General features: G+C 62.8%; 16 protein-coding genes. 4 read left to right on the top strand and 12 right to left on the bottom strand.

The features are described 5' to 3' along the window. Window position 1: 1 nt before the first annotated feature. Together N8A98_RS13640 and N8A98_RS13635 are read left to right on the top strand one after the other, a co-directional pair. Window positions 2-652, top strand: a complete 651-nt coding sequence (locus N8A98_RS13640; RefSeq protein ID WP_262166093.1) for a glutathione S-transferase family protein — start codon at window positions 2-4, stop codon at window positions 650-652. Between the two features lie 223 nt (window positions 653-875). Then, window positions 876-1,862, top strand: coding sequence for a magnesium transporter CorA family protein (locus N8A98_RS13635; RefSeq protein ID WP_113120204.1), 987 nt, complete (start codon window positions 876-878; stop codon window positions 1,860-1,862). 64 nt (window positions 1,863-1,926) lie between these two features. Here the strand turns inward: N8A98_RS13635 and N8A98_RS13630 are convergent, their stop codons facing one another. The 3 genes from N8A98_RS13630 to epmA form a co-directional block, all read right to left on the bottom strand. Next, complete coding sequence (locus N8A98_RS13630) at window positions 1,927-3,237, bottom strand: hemolysin family protein (protein ID WP_262166089.1); 1,311 nt, start codon at window positions 3,235-3,237, stop codon at window positions 1,927-1,929. Between the two features lie 90 nt (window positions 3,238-3,327). Continuing rightward, a complete protein-coding gene (locus N8A98_RS13625) occupies window positions 3,328-4,377 on the bottom strand; it encodes a lysine-2,3-aminomutase-like protein (protein WP_262166087.1) in 1,050 nt (349 codons plus the stop codon). 28 nt (window positions 4,378-4,405) lie between these two features. Beyond that, window positions 4,406-5,467 carry an EF-P lysine aminoacylase EpmA gene (gene epmA, locus N8A98_RS13620; protein ID WP_262166085.1) on the bottom strand — a complete coding sequence of 354 codons (1,062 nt, stop codon included), beginning with the start codon at window positions 5,465-5,467 and terminating at the stop codon, window positions 4,406-4,408. Between the two features lie 145 nt (window positions 5,468-5,612). Between epmA and efp the strand changes: the two genes are divergently transcribed. Continuing rightward, the gene (efp, locus tag N8A98_RS13615) at window positions 5,613-6,182 is read left to right on the top strand and encodes an elongation factor P (protein ID WP_262171986.1); all 570 of its coding nucleotides are present in this window, start codon (window positions 5,613-5,615) and stop codon (window positions 6,180-6,182) included. 44 nt (window positions 6,183-6,226) lie between these two features. On the opposite strand, the gene N8A98_RS13610 is transcribed toward efp, so the two are convergent. Beyond that, window positions 6,227-6,448, bottom strand: coding sequence for a DUF2934 domain-containing protein (locus N8A98_RS13610; protein WP_262166084.1), 222 nt, complete (start codon window positions 6,446-6,448; stop codon window positions 6,227-6,229). Window positions 6,449-6,608: 160 nt separating this feature from the next. Here N8A98_RS13610 and N8A98_RS13605 point away from each other — a divergent pair, with 160 nt between their 5' ends. Then, window positions 6,609-7,328 carry a class I SAM-dependent methyltransferase gene (locus tag N8A98_RS13605; RefSeq protein ID WP_262166081.1) on the top strand — a complete coding sequence of 240 codons (720 nt, stop codon included), beginning with the start codon at window positions 6,609-6,611 and terminating at the stop codon, window positions 7,326-7,328. On the opposite strand, the gene N8A98_RS13600 is transcribed toward N8A98_RS13605, so the two are convergent. From N8A98_RS13600 to N8A98_RS13565, 8 genes are read right to left on the bottom strand one after another with little or no spacing between them, the layout of a single operon-like run. Beyond that, complete coding sequence (locus N8A98_RS13600; RefSeq protein ID WP_262171985.1) at window positions 7,329-7,940, bottom strand: ThuA domain-containing protein; 612 nt, start codon at window positions 7,938-7,940, stop codon at window positions 7,329-7,331. It abuts the gene before it with no gap. 32 nt (window positions 7,941-7,972) lie between these two features. Further along, a complete protein-coding gene (locus N8A98_RS13595; RefSeq protein WP_262166080.1) occupies window positions 7,973-9,625 on the bottom strand; it encodes an acyltransferase in 1,653 nt (550 codons plus the stop codon). Window positions 9,626-9,644: 19 nt separating this feature from the next. Next, window positions 9,645-10,655: a hydroxyacid dehydrogenase gene (locus tag N8A98_RS13590; protein WP_390888840.1), complete on the bottom strand. Its 1,011-nt coding sequence runs from the start codon at window positions 10,653-10,655 to the stop codon at window positions 9,645-9,647. Further along, window positions 10,652-12,505: a DUF2264 domain-containing protein gene (locus N8A98_RS13585; RefSeq protein WP_262166077.1), complete on the bottom strand. Its 1,854-nt coding sequence runs from the start codon at window positions 12,503-12,505 to the stop codon at window positions 10,652-10,654. Before N8A98_RS13585 ends, N8A98_RS13590 begins: the two co-directional genes overlap by 4 nt. Next, a complete protein-coding gene (locus N8A98_RS13580) occupies window positions 12,506-13,543 on the bottom strand; it encodes an ABC transporter ATP-binding protein (RefSeq protein WP_262166075.1) in 1,038 nt (345 codons plus the stop codon). After that, complete coding sequence (locus N8A98_RS13575; RefSeq protein ID WP_262166074.1) at window positions 13,540-14,562, bottom strand: ABC transporter ATP-binding protein; 1,023 nt, start codon at window positions 14,560-14,562, stop codon at window positions 13,540-13,542. Before N8A98_RS13575 ends, N8A98_RS13580 begins: the two co-directional genes overlap by 4 nt. After that, a complete protein-coding gene (locus tag N8A98_RS13570; protein ID WP_390888763.1) occupies window positions 14,552-15,691 on the bottom strand; it encodes an ABC transporter permease in 1,140 nt (379 codons plus the stop codon). Before N8A98_RS13570 ends, N8A98_RS13575 begins: the two co-directional genes overlap by 11 nt. Continuing rightward, on the bottom strand, window positions 15,692-16,684 hold the full coding sequence (locus N8A98_RS13565; protein WP_262166072.1) for an ABC transporter permease: 993 nt from the start codon (window positions 16,682-16,684) through the stop codon (window positions 15,692-15,694). It lies immediately after the preceding gene. Window positions 16,685-16,792 lie beyond the last annotated feature (108 nt).

Genomic DNA, 16,792 nt, shown 5'->3' with positions numbered 1-16,792 from the left:
CATGACCATCACCCTTTACGACTTCGAACTCTCGGGCAATTGCTACAAGCTGCGCCTGCTGATGAGCGTGCTCAAGCTGCGCTATGACATCGTGCCGGTCGATTTCTTCCCCGGCCGCCAGCACAAGGCCGACTGGTTCCTGAAGCTCAATCCCTTCGGCCAGCTCCCCGTGCTTAGGGATGGCGAGCTGACCCTGTCGGATTCCGGCGCGATCCTCGCCTATCTCGCCAAAAAATATGACGAGACCGGCCGCTGGTTCCCCGACGATCCGGCCATCACTACCGAAGTGCTGCGCTGGCACGCCGTTGGCGACGACATCACGGCCACGGCCTCGGCCGCCCGCCTCGCCCTGGGTTTCGACTACGATTTCGACATCGAGAAAGCCCAGAAATCCGCCCACCGCATCTTCCGCATCATGGACGAACATCTCTGGTTCGGCGAACGCCAAGACCGCGACTGGCTCTGCGCGCCCGACCACCCCACCACGGCCGATATCGCCTGCTTCCCCTATGTGATGCTGAGCGAAGAAGGCGGCATTTCCCGCCAGGACTACCCGGCCCTGCGTCGCTGGACCGACCGCGTCCGCCGCATTCCGGGCTTCGTGGTCATGTCCGGGATATTCCCTGCCGGACGGGCGCTGGAGCGGGCTTAGCAACGAGAGCCCCGATCACCGGCAATTGTCCGCATGCCCTCGTTGACAGAACCCAAATCCGGGCGCATGCACGGTCCGTCTATGGCCCTGCCATTTTACACGCGAGAAAAAAGATGAACCCCGACAGTCGAAGTCGATCTTCGACCCCGCCCTCGGCCTCCTCGATCTGACAGCATTGTCGGCTCGGTAGACCGCGCGCGGTCTTACCTAGGAGCCTACCCAAATGCTGCGCGCATACCACAACGAAGCCGCACGGCTCGTGCAAAGCACCCTTCCGCTCGATCCCGCCGGTATTGCTGGCCTGGTCTGGCTCGATCTTTTGCAACCCACCGCCGAGGAAGATCGCCTCGTTGAGCAATTGCTGGGCATCGACATCCCCAGCCAGGCCGAGATGGAGGAAATCGAGCTTTCCGCCCGCCTCTATAGCGAGGATGGCGCCGAATTCATGACCATGACCGGGCTGCACAAGCTCGATAGCGACGAGCCGCAAAAGACCCCGATCACCTTCATCCTCAAGGGCGAGACGCTGGTCACCGTGCGCTATGCCGAGCCCAAGCCGTTCCTGGCCTTCACGCTGCGCGCGCAGAAATCCAAGAGCCTTGCCTGCGGCTCGGGCGAACAGGTGTTTCTGGGCCTGCTCGAGGCCATGATCGATCGCACTGCCGATGCGCTGGAACGCGTCGGCAACGAGATCGACCAGATCTCGCGCGACGTGTTCGGCAAGAAAAGCAGCACCGCCAAGCAGCTGCAGCAGGATCTGCGCTCCATCATCGAGCGGATCGGCGCCAAGGCCGAATTGCTCACCATGGTGCAGGAAAGCCTGGTCAGCATTTCGCGCCTCATGGCCTTCCACATTGCCCCCAATGGCGACACGACGCGAGCCGGACGCGACGCCCGCCAATTGGTCAAGCTGATCCAGCGCGATGCCGTTTCGCTGGGCGAACATGCGCGTACGCTCTCCAGCAAAATCAATTTCCTGCTCGACGCGACGCTGGGCCTGATCAACCTCGAGCAAAACCAGATCATCAAGATCTTCTCGGTGGCCGCCGTGGTCTTCCTGCCGCCGACCCTGGTCGCGTCCATCTATGGGATGAACTACGACATCATGCCCGAGCTGAAATGGGAATTCGGCTATCCCTTTGCGATTGGCCTGATGATCATGTCGGCGGTGCTGCCCTATCTGTACTTCAAGAAGCGCGGCTGGCTGTAAGGGGCCGGTGCTAACTCCATCACAGGGTCGAAAGTGGAAATGACCCTGTGATGGAGTGGCGCTGCTACTGTATCGAAGGCTTCTTCCCCGCCACCTTGGTGACCAATAACTGGTTGAGCCGCATCTTGTCGGCATCCACCACCTCGAACACGTAGCCCGCCGCCTCGACCTTGTCGCCCTTGCGCGCCGCGCGGCGCAGCCGGTGGACGATGAAGCCGCCAATAGTCTCGTAGCTCGCTTCGGCCTCCAGATGCTTGATGCCAAGGGTGCGCGTTACGTCCACGAAGGGCGCCACGCCATCCACCAGCCAGCTGAGGTCATCGCGCTTGAGGATCGCCTGTTCTTCGAACGGATTGGCCAGGCCCTGCATCAGTGCGCCCATCAGATCCTTGAACGTCACCACGCCAACCACAAGAGCATATTCGCTGACCACCAGCGCAAAGCCGGTGCTCTGCGCCTGGAATTCGGCCAGCACTTCCCACACGTTGAGCGTATCGGGCACCGAGAGCACATCGCGCCGCGCCTTGGCGAAATCCACCTGCTCGGAGCGGTCCATGACCGTCGCCAGCACATCCTCGGCCCGCACGCAGCCGATCACCGCGTCGATGCCGCCATCGCAGATCGGGTAATGGGAAAACGGCCGCCGCCGGACCTTTTCCTGCTGCACTTCGAGCGGATCGCTGAGATCGAGATAAACGATGTCATCGCGAATGGTCATGACCGAGGTGACGCTGCGCAATTCGAGCGCCAGCACATTCTCGATCAGCCGATGCTCATTCTTCATCAGCACGCCAGACGCCGCTCCACCGGCCAGGATCATGCGGAAATCCTCGGCGGTCACTGCATCGGCCGGCACTTTGGGTTCGAGATTGAGCCGCCCGATCAGCCAATCCGACATCTTGCCGAAGAGCCACACCAAAGGCTTGAGCAGCCGCACCGCCAGCTCCGGAAACCACACTACCGAGAGCGCCACATCCTCGGGCACCAGCATGGCAATGCGCTTGGGCGTCAGATCGGCAAACAGCACGAACATGCCGGTGACGAGACAAAATGCCAGCACCGATCCGGCAATGCCAGCTGCGCCCACCGGCACGCCTAGCGCCAGGAGCCCCGCACCAAATACCGGCCCCAGCGTGTCTTCGCCCAGCGTTCCCGCCAGGATCGACACCGCATTGGTCGCAATCTGCAGCGCCGTGATCACCTGGCCCGATTTGGCCCGTAGCGCCACGAACCGCAGCGCCTTGCTGTTGCCCGCCTCGGCCAGCGCCCGGATGCGCACTTCCCGCGCCGCCGCAAAAGCGATCTCGGACAACGAAATAACCACGCTGATCCCGATCAGCACCAGGATCAACACAACGCCAAGAATGGGATTCATCGCGATAACTGAACGCTCTATGACCGGGACGCCGTTCTAGCACGGCTCCGGGGACAAGCGAAATCGGGGTCTATTTGCCCGTCCGCGATGTCACCGCGGCGGATATTGGTGCTCCCCGCCCCGGAAATCGCGCACGGTGAAGCAGCCGTCTCCACGGGAGATACTGCTCGCCCCGATATCGGCTTTGCCGTGGCCGCCGGGGATGTCGAGGATATAGGTGGGCTGGCAGAGTCCGGAAATCGTGCCACGCAGGGCGGCGACGAGCTTTTGGCCGTCTTCGATCGAGACGCGGAAATGACTGGTGCCGGGTGCCAGATCGGGGTGATGCAGATAATAGGGCTTGATGCGGTTTTCGACGAACCCGCGCATCAGCGCCGCCAGTGTCGGCACGTCGTCATTGACGCCCTTGAGCAGCACCGATTGGCTGATCAGCACCACGCCGCTATCAGCCAGGCGCGCAATCGCCGCCCGTGCGGTCTCGGAAAATTCGCGCGGGTGATTGGCATGCACCGCCAGATAGGTCGTCTTGCCGCTGGCCTTGAGCGCATCGATCAGCGCCGCATCCACCCGCTCGGGCTCCACCACCGGCACGCGGGTATGAAAGCGCACGATCTTGACGTGGTCGATACCCTTGAGCCGAACCATCATCTCCCGCAACCGCCGCGCCGAGAGCACGAGCGGATCGCCGCCGGTCAGGATCACTTCCCAGATTTCGGGATGATCGGCGATGTAGGTGATGGCCGCGTCCATGGCTTCGGGCGTTAGCGTGCCCAGCCCTTGCGGCCCCACCATTTCGCGCCGGAAGCAGAACCGGCAATAGACCGGGCACACATGCACGGCCTTGAGCAGCACGCGGTCGGGATAGCGGTGCACGATTCCCTCGACCGGCGAACGGGCCAAATCCCCGATTGGATCGGCTCGCTCGTCCGGGGTAGTGACCAGTTCGGCCAGCTGTGGCACGAATTGGCGCGCCATCGGATCGGCAGGGTCGTTCCGGTCGATCAGGCCGACCACGGCCGGCGTCAGCGCAATGGCGTAGCGCTTGGCAACCGCGGCCAGTGCGTCACGCTGCTCAAGCGGAACCAACCCAGCCGCCACCAGATCTTCCGCACTTTTTAAACTGGCCTTGCCGGCACCCATTATAAATCTCTCAATTCAGCAGCGTCTGTCAGCCAACCACCGGTGCCCACAGCACCATATCGATGCGTGGCGCGCCCGTCGCCAGCATCACGACACGGTCAAATCCCAGCGCCACGCCGCTGGCCTCGGGCATCAGGTCCAGCGCCTTGAGGAAATCCTCGTCGAGTGGATAGCGCTCCCCATAGATCCGCTGCTTTTCATCCATCTCGGCGGCAAATCTGCGGCGTTGCTCCTGGGGATCGGTCAATTCACCGAAGCCATTGGCCAATTCCACCCCGCAGGCATAAAGCTCGAACCGCTCGCTGACCCTCATGTCATCCGCTGCCCGCCGCGCCAGCGCCGCTTCGGCCGACGGGTAGCGATCGAGGACGGTCACTCGGCCCAGCCCCAGATTGGGTTCGACCTTCTCCACCAGCACGCGGCTGAACAGATAGCTCCAGCTGCGATCCTCGGGCACATCGAGGCCCGCGGCCAGCATCGCTGATGCCAGCGCCTCGCCATCGGTATTGCCCGCCGCGTCCATCGTCGCGAACAGGTCAATTCCCGCATAGCGTTCAAAGGCCTGCACGACACTCAGCCGTTCCGCCTCGGCAAACGGATCACATTCCCGGCCTTTGTAGCGCAGCATCTTGCTGCCTACAGCCTCAGCGGCCAGCTTGAGCATATTGAGGCAATCATCGATGATCACCCCATAGTCTTCTCCCGCCCGATACCATTCGAGCATGGTGAACTCGGGATGGTGCAGCGCACTGCGCTCCCGGTTGCGCCAGACATGGCCCAGACTAGCAATTCGCCGCTCGCCCGCCGCCAGCAGCTTTTTCATGGTGAATTCGGGCGAGGTGTGGAGATAGAGCGTCTCTCCCAATCCATCATTGCCGATGGCGGTGGTGGCAAAGGCATGCAGATGCGTTTCGTTGCCCGGCGAGCGCTGCAGCCCCGGCGGGTCCACCATGATGAAGTCGTTGGCAGCCAGATACGACCGCAGCGCCGCGTCGATCTTGTTGCGGCCCAGCAGCAGCGGCCGCCGGTCGGCATGAACCTGGGGCGTCCACCAGGGCGAAGCCGGGGGAGAAAACGGGGCGGAAGACAATCGATCGGCTCTTTCTCGGCTCAGGTCTGGCGGTTTGGCCGGAATTATTGTATCGGGCAGCACCAAAGAAAAATATCAGCGCGCCCGGCCCGGCTCCATTGCCGCTCCTCTAGGCCGCCGCCACCGCTTGAACAAGGAAGAATTGATGGTCAAGGTCATCGCCTCATCGCTCCGCAAGGGCAATGTCGTCGAACAGGACGGCAATCTGCATGTCATCCTGACGGCGGAAAACGTCCACCCCGGCAAGGGCAACTCGATCACCAACGTCAACATGCGCCGCATTTCCGATGGCGTGAAGGTCGTCGGCCGCTGGCGCACCGTTGAAATGGTCGAAAAGGCCGATGTCGATGATCGCGAATATGATTATCTCTATTCGGACGGTGAAGGCCACCACTTCATGGAGCCCGCCACCTATGAGCAGATCACCGTCGCCGACGATGTGATCGGGGATCAGCGCGCCTATCTCACCGATGGCATGAAGGTTCACCTCAAGACCTTCGAGGGCGTGGCCCTGTCGATGGAATTACCGCAGCGTCTGACATTCGAGATCGTCGAGACCGAGCCCGTGGTCAAGGGCCAGACGGCCTCCTCGTCCTATAAGCCCGCCGTGCTCAACAATGGCCTCAAGGTCATGGTGCCGCCCCATATCGGCGTCGGCACCCGCATCGTCATCCTCACCGACGACAATTCCTATGTCGAGCGCGCCAAGGATTGATCCTGGCGAACAGACGAATATGAGCGGGCCCTGCGGGCCCGTTTTCATTTCTCGCCCAGCTCGTGGGCGGCCTGATACCAATGGGTCTCGGCCCGATTGGGCGGCGTGCCTTCGGCCAGCCATTCGTCATAGGCGATCTGGCGCAGATGCATTTCCTTGGCGCGCAGCCAATAGTCAAAGCTTCGCCCAGCCGGTCGCCCGTCATTCTCCCACAGGAAATATGCGGTCCGTCTGACCGTCTCGGCCAGAGCCGTATTCTTATGCATGATGCCCGCCATGCGCCCCTGATCATTCGGACGCTGCTCGGCAACGGGCGGGCGGAGCTGAGGTTCCCCCTTTCGCGCGACGCAAAAACATTTGATCGCTGACCTGCCGCCTCTCGGCCACCTATCATCGGCCGGCCATTTCAACCGCCGAGCCGCTGCGATGACTGCCTCGATCTACCCGGCCGATTTCTACGACAATCGCCGCGCCCACACCGCTCATGCCGCCGCCAGGCTGCTCGCCGCGTTGCCCAAGGACCTGGCGCGCCGCTCAGTCGCCGATATCGGCTGCGGCACCGGCACCTTTCTCGCCGCCGCTTTGGCCGATGGCGCGACGGAGGCATTCGGCATGGAAGGCGATTGGGTCACCCGGGAGATGCTGGACGATTCCCGCATCGTCTTTGCCGCGCAGAACCTGGAACAGCGCTTCACCGGTCCGCGCGTTGATCTGGCCATGTCGCTCGAAGTGGCGGAGCATCTGAGTCCCGCGCGTGCCGCCGGCTTTGTCGCCGATCTCGTTGCGCTCGCCCCGGCAATCCTGTTCAGCGCCGCGATCCCCGGCCAAGGCGGCGTCGGGCACAGCAATGAGCAATGGCCGAGCTATTGGGCTGGCCTCTTCGCGGCTCATGGTTATCGACCATTCGATGTGCTCCGCCCGCAGATCTGGACCGACGACGCCATTCCCGCCTGGTATCGGCAGAACGCCGTGCTTTATCTGGACGCAGCGACCGCTGCACAGCTCGGCCTCACCCCGGACGATGCGGACGCACTTGACAAGGTGCACCCCGCCTTCTGGAACCGCGCCAATCGCGAACTCAAATATGCCAATGCGCTGCCGGAATCCGAGGTGCTGCGGCGGCAGGCGCAGCAGACCCAGCAATAGCTAGCGCGCTGCCCAGAGCAGGCCGCGCTTGAGGATGGTCCGAACCTGCGGGATGTCCAGCTCGTCGGCGGTATGCCCCAGCGAGGAATAGAACACCCGGCCCGCGCCGTGATTGGTGGTGAACACAACCGGCATCACCACATCCTTGCGCCAGGGGTCGAACTCGCCGGAAAAGGTGGTGGTGGCCAGCACTTCGACGGCCGGATCGTAGTTGAGGTAATATTGCTCGGAGGTGTGCTCGAAGCTGTCGATCCCCGCCATGATGGGGTGATCGCTGCGGCTCACATCCACCCGATAGGTGATGATATTGCCCGGATGGGACACCCAATAGCAGCTCGCCGCATAGCGGAATGGCACGCTGTCGCGAAAGCTCGTGGCCAGCCCCATGTGATAGCCGGCCAGCCCCGTTCCCGCCCGGATCGCGGTGACAAGATTGGCCATCTTCTCGCGCGGCAATTGTCCATCGGTGATGACCGGCACGACCACATCGTTCTCGCCGACTTCGGCAGCGCCCAGCGCGTCGTAATCGTGCGTCACGGTGACCGAAAAGCCTTCGGCCTCCAGCAGCTCGCGCACCACATGGGCGCCGCGTTCGGGCGTGTGCAATTCCATGCCGCCCCAGACGACGAGTGCTTTTTTGTCGGTCACAATCCCAACCCCACTGCTCGCGTGCGATGCACGCCCTTGGGCACGAAGGCAAAACTATCGGCAATGCCCAGCAGGTCCGCGGCCAGATGTACCACCGATAGCCACATCTCGGTGCCCTGCAGGCCCGGCTGCTGCCCATCGGCAAAGGCAAAGCCCTCGCCCGCCACCCAGCGCTGTTCGGCTCGCTCGATCACCGCGCGAGCGATGGCCTCAGCGTCGGGCCGGCGATAATCGGTCTGCCGGAGGCAGAGCAGCAGCGGGTGAATGGTGTCGAGCAGATTGCAGGCGGTGTAGGTGGGGCCGGAAAAGCCACCATAATTGCGATAGTTCAGCAGTACGGAATCGATGGCTCGCTCGGCCTGCGGCACCGGCAATCCAAACTGCGCATAAGTGCCGCGTGTCAGCCGGTAGAATCCATTGACCGGCTGCAGCAGGCCTTCGGCTGCGGTTGGCGAGCCCCATAGTCCCGTGCCGCGATCCTGGTGCAGCGTGAGCCAGCCGAACAGCGTTTCCCGCGTCCGTCCCGTGCTGAAATAGCGGGCGTTGAAATAGAGCGCCGTGCCGATGGCATCCACCGCCGCACCAGCGCTCCAGGCTCGGTCCCGCCAGGTCAGGCCGTCGAGCCAGTCGCACAGCTCATTGGCGCTCAAATCCTCGACTGCTGCGATGCGATGCAGCGGCTGGCCGCCCAACACCTCGATGGCATAGCCCACCGAGAGCACATTATAGAGCGCCAGTCCGTCGTCGCGCATGGCCTGCCCTGGTGCGGGAGGTCGATGGGGATCGGGGAAGAGGCCAGTCACCGGGTCCTGCAAGGCCTGCAACTCGGCCAGCGTCGCCGCTGGATCAAGGCCCTCGGGCAATTCGCCAAACCCGGCGGCGATCTCGATAGCGTCATTGCGGTGCCGGGCGCTGCGCCGCGCCTGCCCATCAGCCTCGCGCGATACATATTCGCCGTTCTCACGGTGTCGCGCCAGAATCTGTGGCCACTGCGCCTTGGCGGCTACACCCAGTCGCCCGAGCGCGGCCACCGCATCGCTGCGACTAGCTTTCCCCTGCCCCCGATAGCGAACGATCTTGGCCGGCACGCCGCCAACAATGGCCATGGGTGGCACGTCCTTGCTGACCACGGCCCCGGCCGCAATCACCGCGCCCTTGCCGACGGTGACGCCATCAAGCACCACCGCATTGGCGCCGATCCACACATCGTCCTCGATTGTGATGCCAAGCGTCTCGTGCTTTTGCGTATAGATCGGCACGCTGGGATCGTCGAACCCGTGGTTGAACCCGACGATCGAGACATGGCTGGCAATGCGTACGCCGTCGCCACACCGTACCTTGCCCGAAATCATCGCATAGGGATTGACCGTGCTATGCGCGCCGAATTCCACATCGCCCCGCACCAGGGCGTGGCCGGCGATCCAGCTGTGTTCGCCCAGGACCAGATGTGTGGTGAAAATCGCTGCGTCCGTCGCCACATAGGCGGTGGGTGCAAAGCTCGCGCCGGCCACCTCAGCCAGATGCGCCTGCCGCGCGCGATGCTCGGGGGCATCGATTTCCGCTGGGGTGCGATCCCAGGTCAGGAATTGCAACCTTGCCTCGCGGTCTGGGTCGTAATCATCAGATGGTTTGACGGATTGCAAAGTCATTTATGTCCTACCGGCCTATCTAGGCCAACCGCTCCAACGCCTCCGGCGCCACCGCAAATTCCAGCGGCACACCGGCAACAAAGCGCTCGATTTCCTCGATCGCCATCTGCCCCAGCCGCAGCCGCTCGGTGCCCACGGCACCCGCCACATGCGGGGTCAGGAACACATTGGGCAGATCATAGAACGGGGAGCCGTCGCTGGGAATCTCGGGATCGGTCACATCGATCACCGCATGAATGCGCCCGGTGCGCAATTCGGCAATTAGTGCTGCCTCGTCGATCAGCGCGCCGCGCGCCGTGTTGATGAAGGCTGCGCCGTCCTTCATCAGCTTGAGCTGGCGGGCCCCGATCATCGCCCGCGTCGAGGGCAAGGATGGAGCATGGATGCTCACCACGTCCGAACGCGCCATCAGGGTGTCGAGGTCGACCAATTCCACGCTTTTGGCAATCGGATCACTGGCACTGACAAAGGGATCGCTCAGCAGCACAGTGAAATCGAAGCCTTCGAGGAACTTGGCCACCCGCCGCCCGATGCGCGACGCCCCCACCAGCCCGATGGTGCGGTGATAATTGCCGATCGGCTGGTCCATCACCGCATAGGTCGAGCGCCGGCTATGGTCGGCGCGGTAGAGATCGCGCAGCTCGAAGACGCGCTTATTGGCATAGATGATCGAGGCCAGGGTGAATTCGGCCACCGGCACCGCATTGGCATCGGCCGCATGCGTCACAACGATCCCAGCTTCATAGACCGCCGGGTCCAGGGTGAATTTTACTGTTCCGGCGGCGTGGGCGATCAGCTTGAGATTGGGCGCTGCCGCGACCACAGCCGCGCTCACCACGGGGCAGCCCCAGCCCGTTACCAGGATATCGATCTGGCCCAGTATGGCCCGCGCTGCGGGGGTGGAGAATTCCTCCAGCGGCTCGGCTTGCACGATGTCGCAAGTCTGGGCCAATCGGGCCAGCGCCTGCTCGTCGAACACATATCTTGTCTTGTCCGCCGCCAGGGCGAAGGCGAGTTTTGGCCGCATCAGAACCGCTCCGCCACCTGGATGGCACTGACCTCGACGCCCTCCTCGCGGATCAGTGCCTCAAGCACGCCCAGATCGGGCGCTTCCGGCACCTTGTCGAGCGAGGCTTCCGCCGCCGCCCCCGCTGGTAGGGCCAGAGCCGCCGTGATCAGAACCGTGGTGCCTGCCGGAATCTCGCCGCGCAATTGCGGCACCAGGGTCTTGGCGACAATCAGATTGGTATTGGGCAGGGCCTTGAGCACCCGCGCCTCGCGTTGCCCGCCGAGATCAACAATCGCGCTGATATCGCTCTGGCTGCGCGCCACCGCTCGCCCATTCCCCTCGCTCAGTTTATCCGCGTTGAGATCAGCCCGCCCAATGGCAAAGCCGCCTTCCGTGCCATGCAGCGCCCGTGGCGTCGTGATCCGATGCACCCGCACATGCCAATCCCCCTGCGGGATCAACCAGGTTTCGACGCTCACGTCGCTCCACGGCTTCCACACGGCAAACAGGGTGTCCCCGGCAATCTGGGCAACTTCATTGCTCTCGCGCACCCGGTAATGCCGGCCATCGTCGCTCAGCCCCAGCATGCCGTCGAAGGCGGCAGCATTATAGGCCCGCTCATCGCTCTCGACCGAAAAACCATAGCGCGAGGAATAGACGAATTTGGCATATTTCTCGGCGCCCCAGCGCATCTGCCAGTTCTGCTGCCCGCTCGACAGGGCCACCACGTTGCCTGCAGTGTGCTGCATCACCATGCCCGGATGCTTGAGCGGCACCGGCTCGCTCGGCGTCACCGCCGGCGTTTCCTCTGCCGTCCAGAAGGGATGGTCAGCCGGCAAAGCAAGCGGCAGAAACGCCTTGAGCGCCCAATAGGGCGAGCCCGCCGAATTGTAATTCTCGCTCATGATCAGGTTGGGATAGCCATAGCCCACCGAGAGCACACCGTCGCGATTGGCAATCGGCTGCGTGCTCCACCAGCGTAGATGGCGCATGAACTGCCCCTTGATCTCGCCCCAGGGCAAAGCCTCAAGATCGGCAAAGGCCAAGGCGCCCCAGATGCCGCCACAGGCAAAGCGATAGGTGAGGCTCCGCCCAAAGGCCAGCGTGCCGCCATCCTCATCGAACCAGTGGCGGATATCCTTAGCGAACAGCCCGGCCCGCTCCCGATAGGCCGCCGCCCGCTTGTCGTCATTCCGCGCCAGCTTGGCATAGATCAGCCCGTAAAAATGCATGGCGAAGGGGATGTAATGGTCCACGCGCCGGATATTGCCGTCGCGATACCAGCCATCGCCGAGATAGAAACCATCCAGTTCTTCGAGATATTTTTCGGTCAGCGAGCGATCGAACTCGACCCCGCATTCCTCCAGCCCCAGATCGACCAGGATGCGGAAGAACTTCCAGTTATTGTCAGCGTAATCAAACGTGCGCGCATGCTTGAGATAGGCCGCCAGATTATCCTTGGCCTTTTGCGGCAGCGGCTCCCACACCAGATGCGGCAGCAGCCGCAGCGTGAAACCAATCGCCGCCAGCTCCACCATGCGCTGGTCGGTGGAATTGACCTGCCCCCAGTATTCGGGATGCTCGGGGTCGGTGCCATTGGCCAGCCCGCGCCGATAGAGTTCCCAATGATCGAACTCGGCTCCGCCCGCCGCCAGCGGCGTCAGCCCCCAGAGCGGCCGCGCAAAGCCCTCAAGGTCCGCGGCCGCCCGGTCGAAATGGGCAGCCCCGCCATCGAGCCGGACCCGCGCCCCGCCCTCGGAAAAATACGGCAGCAGCGGATTGAACAGATCGCGCAACCCCTTTTCGACATCGTCCCGCGTGTTGAGCGGATTGCCATAAAGCGGATTGGCTGTGGCTGGATCATAAGTCATTTATGCATAAGTCCTGGTCACGGGCGCGTCTTCATAAGCGCCCTTCAAATCCAATGTTTCGGCAAAGTGGCAGGCCGCTTCCTGGGCCGTGCCATTGATCTTGCGCAGCGCCGGCTTTTCGGCGCGGCAGCGGTCCTGGGCATATTTGCAGCGGGTGTGGAACGGGCAGCCGACGGGCCGGTTGCCGAGATAGGGAATTTCCCCGCGCACTTCGGTCTTGCGCCCCTTGCGCCGCGTCGGATCGGCAATCGGCAGCGCTTCCAGCAGCACTTCGGTATAGGGATGGCGCGGCCGCTCAAACAGCATTTCGGTGGGCGCATTTTCCACCACATGGCCCAGATACATCACCACCACCCGGTCAGCGATATAGTTGACCACCCCCAGATCGTGGCTGATGAAAATATAGGTCAGCCCGAACTCGGCCTTGAGGTCTTCCAATAGATTCAGCACCTGCGCCTGGATCGATACGTCCAGCGCCGACACCGCCTCATCGGCAATCACCAGCTTGGGGTCCAGCACCAGCGCCCGGGCAATGCCGATGCGCTGCCGCTGCCCACCCGAGAACGCATGCGGATAGCGCCCTACCGCGTCGGCCGGAATACCGACCTTGGCGAGCGTCGACACCACCCGATCCTCAAGCTCGCGCCCCTTGCACACCTTATGGATGCGCAGCGGCTCGGCCACGATGTCGAACACCCGCATATTGGGGTTGAGCGAGCTCATCGGGTCCTGAAAGATCATGCGGATGTCCTGCCGCCACGGCTTGATCTGCCGCTTGTTTAGCGCCGTCAGCTCCACATCCCCGCCGGTTTTGGGATGATAGACCACCCGCCCGGCGCTCGAGGGCTGCGCATTGATGATGCAGCGCCCCAGCGTAGTCTTGCCGCACCCGCTCTCGCCCACAATGGCCAGGGTCTCCCCCGCCTCGACGGTGAGGTTGATATCGGTGAGCGCATCGAGTTGCCGCATCGGCGCAAACAGCCCAGATTTCACCGTGTAGTGCTTTGACAGGTTTTCGACGGTCAAAAGCGTGCTCATGCCGGCACCTCCGCCTTGGCCCGGGTCAGCAGGTGACACCGTGCATGATGGTTGGCGCCCACCGCCGTCCGCTCCGGCGTCACCGTGGAGCAAGGCTCAAAGGCATAGGGGCAGCGGCTGGTAAAAGCGCAGCCTTGCGGCCGATCCTTGGGCGAAGGCACCGTGCCCTTGATCGGCGCGAGCCGCATCCGGTCGGCCTTGCGCGCCATTTTGGGAATGGAGCTCATCAGCGCCTGCGTATAGGGGTGCTGGGGCGCAGCAAACACGTCATAGACGCTGCCCTGCTCCACCACGTCGCCCAGATACATCACCGCCACTTCGTCAGCGATCTCGGCTACCACCCCCAGATCATGGGTGATGAACAGCATCGCCATGCCGTAATCGGCCTGCAATTGCCGCAACAGGTCGAGGATCTGCGCCTGCGTCGTCACATCCAGCGCCGTGGTCGGCTCGTCGGCGATCAAGAGATTCGGCGTGCAGGCCAAAGCCATGGCGATCATCGCCCGCTGCCGCAACCCGCCCGACAGCTGGAATGGATAAGCATCGGCCCGCTCCCGCGCCCCGAGAATCCCCACCTGATCGAGCAGAGCCACAGTGCGCTCGCGCGCCTGCTTGGGCTTGAGCCCCTCATGGATCACCATCATCTCGTCGATCTGGTCGCCAATCGTATGCACCGGCGATAGCGAGCTCATCGGCTCCTGAAAGATCATCGAGATATGATTGCCGCGCACCGCCCGCATGGCGGTGCTGTCCGGCTTGAGCGCGGCCAGATCGACCCGCGCGCCACCCGGCTCGTCAAACAGAATCCGGCCACTGCCGATCTTGGCGTTCTTGTCGAGCAATCGCAAAATCGCCCGCGCCGTCACCGACTTGCCGCACCCGCTTTCACCCACCAGGCACAAGGTCTTGCCCGGCGTCAGCGTCAGGTCCACCTGCCGCACGGCCTCGATATCGGGCTCGTCGGGCGAGGAGAAGCTGATCGACATATTCTCGATTTTCAGCAGTGGCTTATCGGCCATGGGGGTCTGCAGCATCGCGCAATCCATCTCCGAAGAAATTGAGGGAAAGAATGACAATCACCACGCACAGCCCCGGCACCAGCAGCCAAGGCGCACTGGCAAGGGTGCGGATATTCTGGGCGTCCTGCAGCAGCGTGCCCCAGCTGACGATCGGCGCCTGCAGGCCAAGTCCGAGGAAGGACAAAGCCGTCTCCGCCAGGATCATCCCCGGCACCGCCAAAGTCGCCGCCGCAATGATATGGCTCATGAAACTGGGCACCATATGCCGGGTGATGATGCGCCAGTCGCTGGCCCCATCAAGCTGCGCCGCCGTCACGAAATCCTCGGTTCGCAAACTGAGGAACCGTCCCCGTACGACACGCGCCAGCTCCGTCCAGCCGATCAGTGACAGGATCAGGGTAATGGCGAAATAGGTCTGCAAGGCCGACCAGTCTTTCGGCAGCGCCGCCGCCAGCCCCAGCCAGAGCGGAATAGTGGGCATGGAGCGGATGAACTCGATCACCCGCATCACCGCACTGTCGAACCAGCCGCCATAATAGCCTGAGAACCCGCCGATAATGATGCCGAAGAACAGGCTCAGCGTCACGCCAGCCAGGCCGATCGACAGCGAAATCCGCGTGCCGTGGATCAACCGGCTCAACAGGTCCCGCCCCAGCCGATCCGCCCCTAGCACATAGAGCGGCGCCCGCGGCTCGGTCACTCCGAACAGTTTGACCGACATCGGGATGATACCGGCCAGCGTGTAGGACTTGGACGGCACGAAGAATTCGACCGGAATTTTGGTTTCGTTGTCGATAACGAAGGTGCGGCGCATCGCCTTGGGGTCGATTTCGCTCTTATAGCCGTTGACGTAGGGCCCGAGCGACCAGGAGCCATCCTCGTTGGTCGAGAAGAACTGAATGCCCTGCGGCGGCGCATAGGTGTAGCGGGGATTGTACTGGGCCGGATCGAACGGCGCGAGGAACTCGGCCAGCAGCGCCACCAGGTAAAAGGCCAGGATGATCCACAGGCTCACTAGCGCCAGCTTGTGCTGCCGGAACCGGCGCCACATCAGGGCAAACTGGCTCTCGCGCTTGGCTTTCTTGATCCCGATGGTTTCGGCAATATCGGTCATGGTATCCACCGCCATCTATTTGCTCCCATAGCGAATGCGCGGGTCGATCCAGGCCAGGATCAGGTCGGAAATCAGGGTGCCGATCACCGTCAATATGCCCAGCAGCATGATGATCGCCCCGGCCAGATACATGTCCTGGGAAGTCAGCGAGCGCAGCAGCAGCGGCCCGGCCGTCGGCAGGTTCAGCACCACGGACACGATCACCGAGCTCGACACCAAAGCCGGCAGCAGCCAGCCAATGGTCGAGACCAGCGGATTGAGCGCCACTCGCACGGGATATTTCAGAATTGCCCGCATTTCCGAGAGCCCCTTGGCCCGGGCAGTGGTCACATAGGGCTTCTTGAGTTCATCGAGCAGATTGGCGCGCAGGATGCGGATCAGTTCCGCCGTACCCGCCGTCGACAGCACCAGGATCGGCGCCCAGGCATGGCTTAAAAAGTCCCAGATGCGTTCAACGCTCCAGCGGGCATTCTCCATACCGGGCGAAAACAGCCCGCCAATGGTTTCCCCGAACCAGACGAAGCTGAGATACATCAGGATCAGCGCGAAGAAGAAATTGGGAATGGCCAGGCCAATGAACCCGCCAATGGTGGCCAGATAATCGCCCAGCGAATATTTGCGCACGGCCGCATAGATGCCGATGGGCAAAGCGACCAGCCACATCACGACAACGGCCAGCCCTTCGAGCAGGATTGAATTGCCCAGCCGTCCCCAGATCAGGGAGGTGACCGGCGCCTTCCATTCAAAACTCTGCCCGAAATCGCCACGCAGCACGATGCCGCTGACCCATTTCCAATATTGCACGAGGTAGGGTTCCCCAAAGCCATATTGCTGGCGCAGCGCATCGATCGCGGCCGGATCGACCCGGTCTCCATTGGCGCTCAGCGTGGCCACATAGGTGGTCAGATAATCGCCCGGCGGTAGCTGAATGATGGCAAAGGCCACAAAGCTCACCGCCCACATGGTCAAGACCATCGCAATCAGCCGGCCCGTCACGAAACGCAGCATTTTAGCGTCTCCTAAAAACTGAAGTCACAGTCGACAGCGTCCTTGCACGGAGATGCCGCCCGGTGGGTGCGGTGGCCGCGTGCCACCGCACCTGAATTCCAGCCCCCG

This window comes from Devosia neptuniae (assembly GCF_025452235.1).
Classification (GTDB): Bacteria; Pseudomonadota; Alphaproteobacteria; order Rhizobiales; family Devosiaceae; genus Devosia.
This window is presented reverse-complemented; position numbering and strand designations above follow the sequence as displayed.

What these genes read in the sequence shown, in the direction of transcription:
- N8A98_RS13640 (WP_262166093.1), top strand. Translation starts at nt 2, where the DNA reads ATGACCATCACCCTTTACGACTTCGAACTCTCGGGCAATTGCTACAAG.
- N8A98_RS13635 (WP_113120204.1), top strand. Translation starts at nt 876, where the DNA reads ATGCTGCGCGCATACCACAACGAAGCCGCACGGCTCGTGCAAAGCACC.
- N8A98_RS13630 (WP_262166089.1), bottom strand. Translation starts at nt 3,237, where the DNA reads ATGAATCCCATTCTTGGCGTTGTGTTGATCCTGGTGCTGATCGGGATC.
- N8A98_RS13625 (WP_262166087.1), bottom strand. Translation starts at nt 4,377, where the DNA reads ATGGGTGCCGGCAAGGCCAGTTTAAAAAGTGCGGAAGATCTGGTGGCG.
- efp (WP_262171986.1), top strand. Translation starts at nt 5,613, where the DNA reads ATGGTCAAGGTCATCGCCTCATCGCTCCGCAAGGGCAATGTCGTCGAA.
- N8A98_RS13610 (WP_262166084.1), bottom strand. Translation starts at nt 6,448, where the DNA reads ATGCATAAGAATACGGCTCTGGCCGAGACGGTCAGACGGACCGCATAT.
- N8A98_RS13605 (WP_262166081.1), top strand. Translation starts at nt 6,609, where the DNA reads ATGACTGCCTCGATCTACCCGGCCGATTTCTACGACAATCGCCGCGCC.
- N8A98_RS13600 (WP_262171985.1), bottom strand. Translation starts at nt 7,940, where the DNA reads ATGGAATTGCACACGCCCGAACGCGGCGCCCATGTGGTGCGCGAGCTG.
- N8A98_RS13595 (WP_262166080.1), bottom strand. Translation starts at nt 9,625, where the DNA reads ATGACTTTGCAATCCGTCAAACCATCTGATGATTACGACCCAGACCGC.
- N8A98_RS13585 (WP_262166077.1), bottom strand. Translation starts at nt 12,505, where the DNA reads ATGACTTATGATCCAGCCACAGCCAATCCGCTTTATGGCAATCCGCTC.
- N8A98_RS13580 (WP_262166075.1), bottom strand. Translation starts at nt 13,543, where the DNA reads ATGAGCACGCTTTTGACCGTCGAAAACCTGTCAAAGCACTACACGGTG.
- N8A98_RS13575 (WP_262166074.1), bottom strand. Translation starts at nt 14,562, where the DNA reads ATGGCCGATAAGCCACTGCTGAAAATCGAGAATATGTCGATCAGCTTC.
- N8A98_RS13570 (WP_390888763.1), bottom strand. Translation starts at nt 15,691, where the DNA reads ATGGCGGTGGATACCATGACCGATATTGCCGAAACCATCGGGATCAAG.
- N8A98_RS13565 (WP_262166072.1), bottom strand. Translation starts at nt 16,684, where the DNA reads ATGCTGCGTTTCGTGACGGGCCGGCTGATTGCGATGGTCTTGACCATG.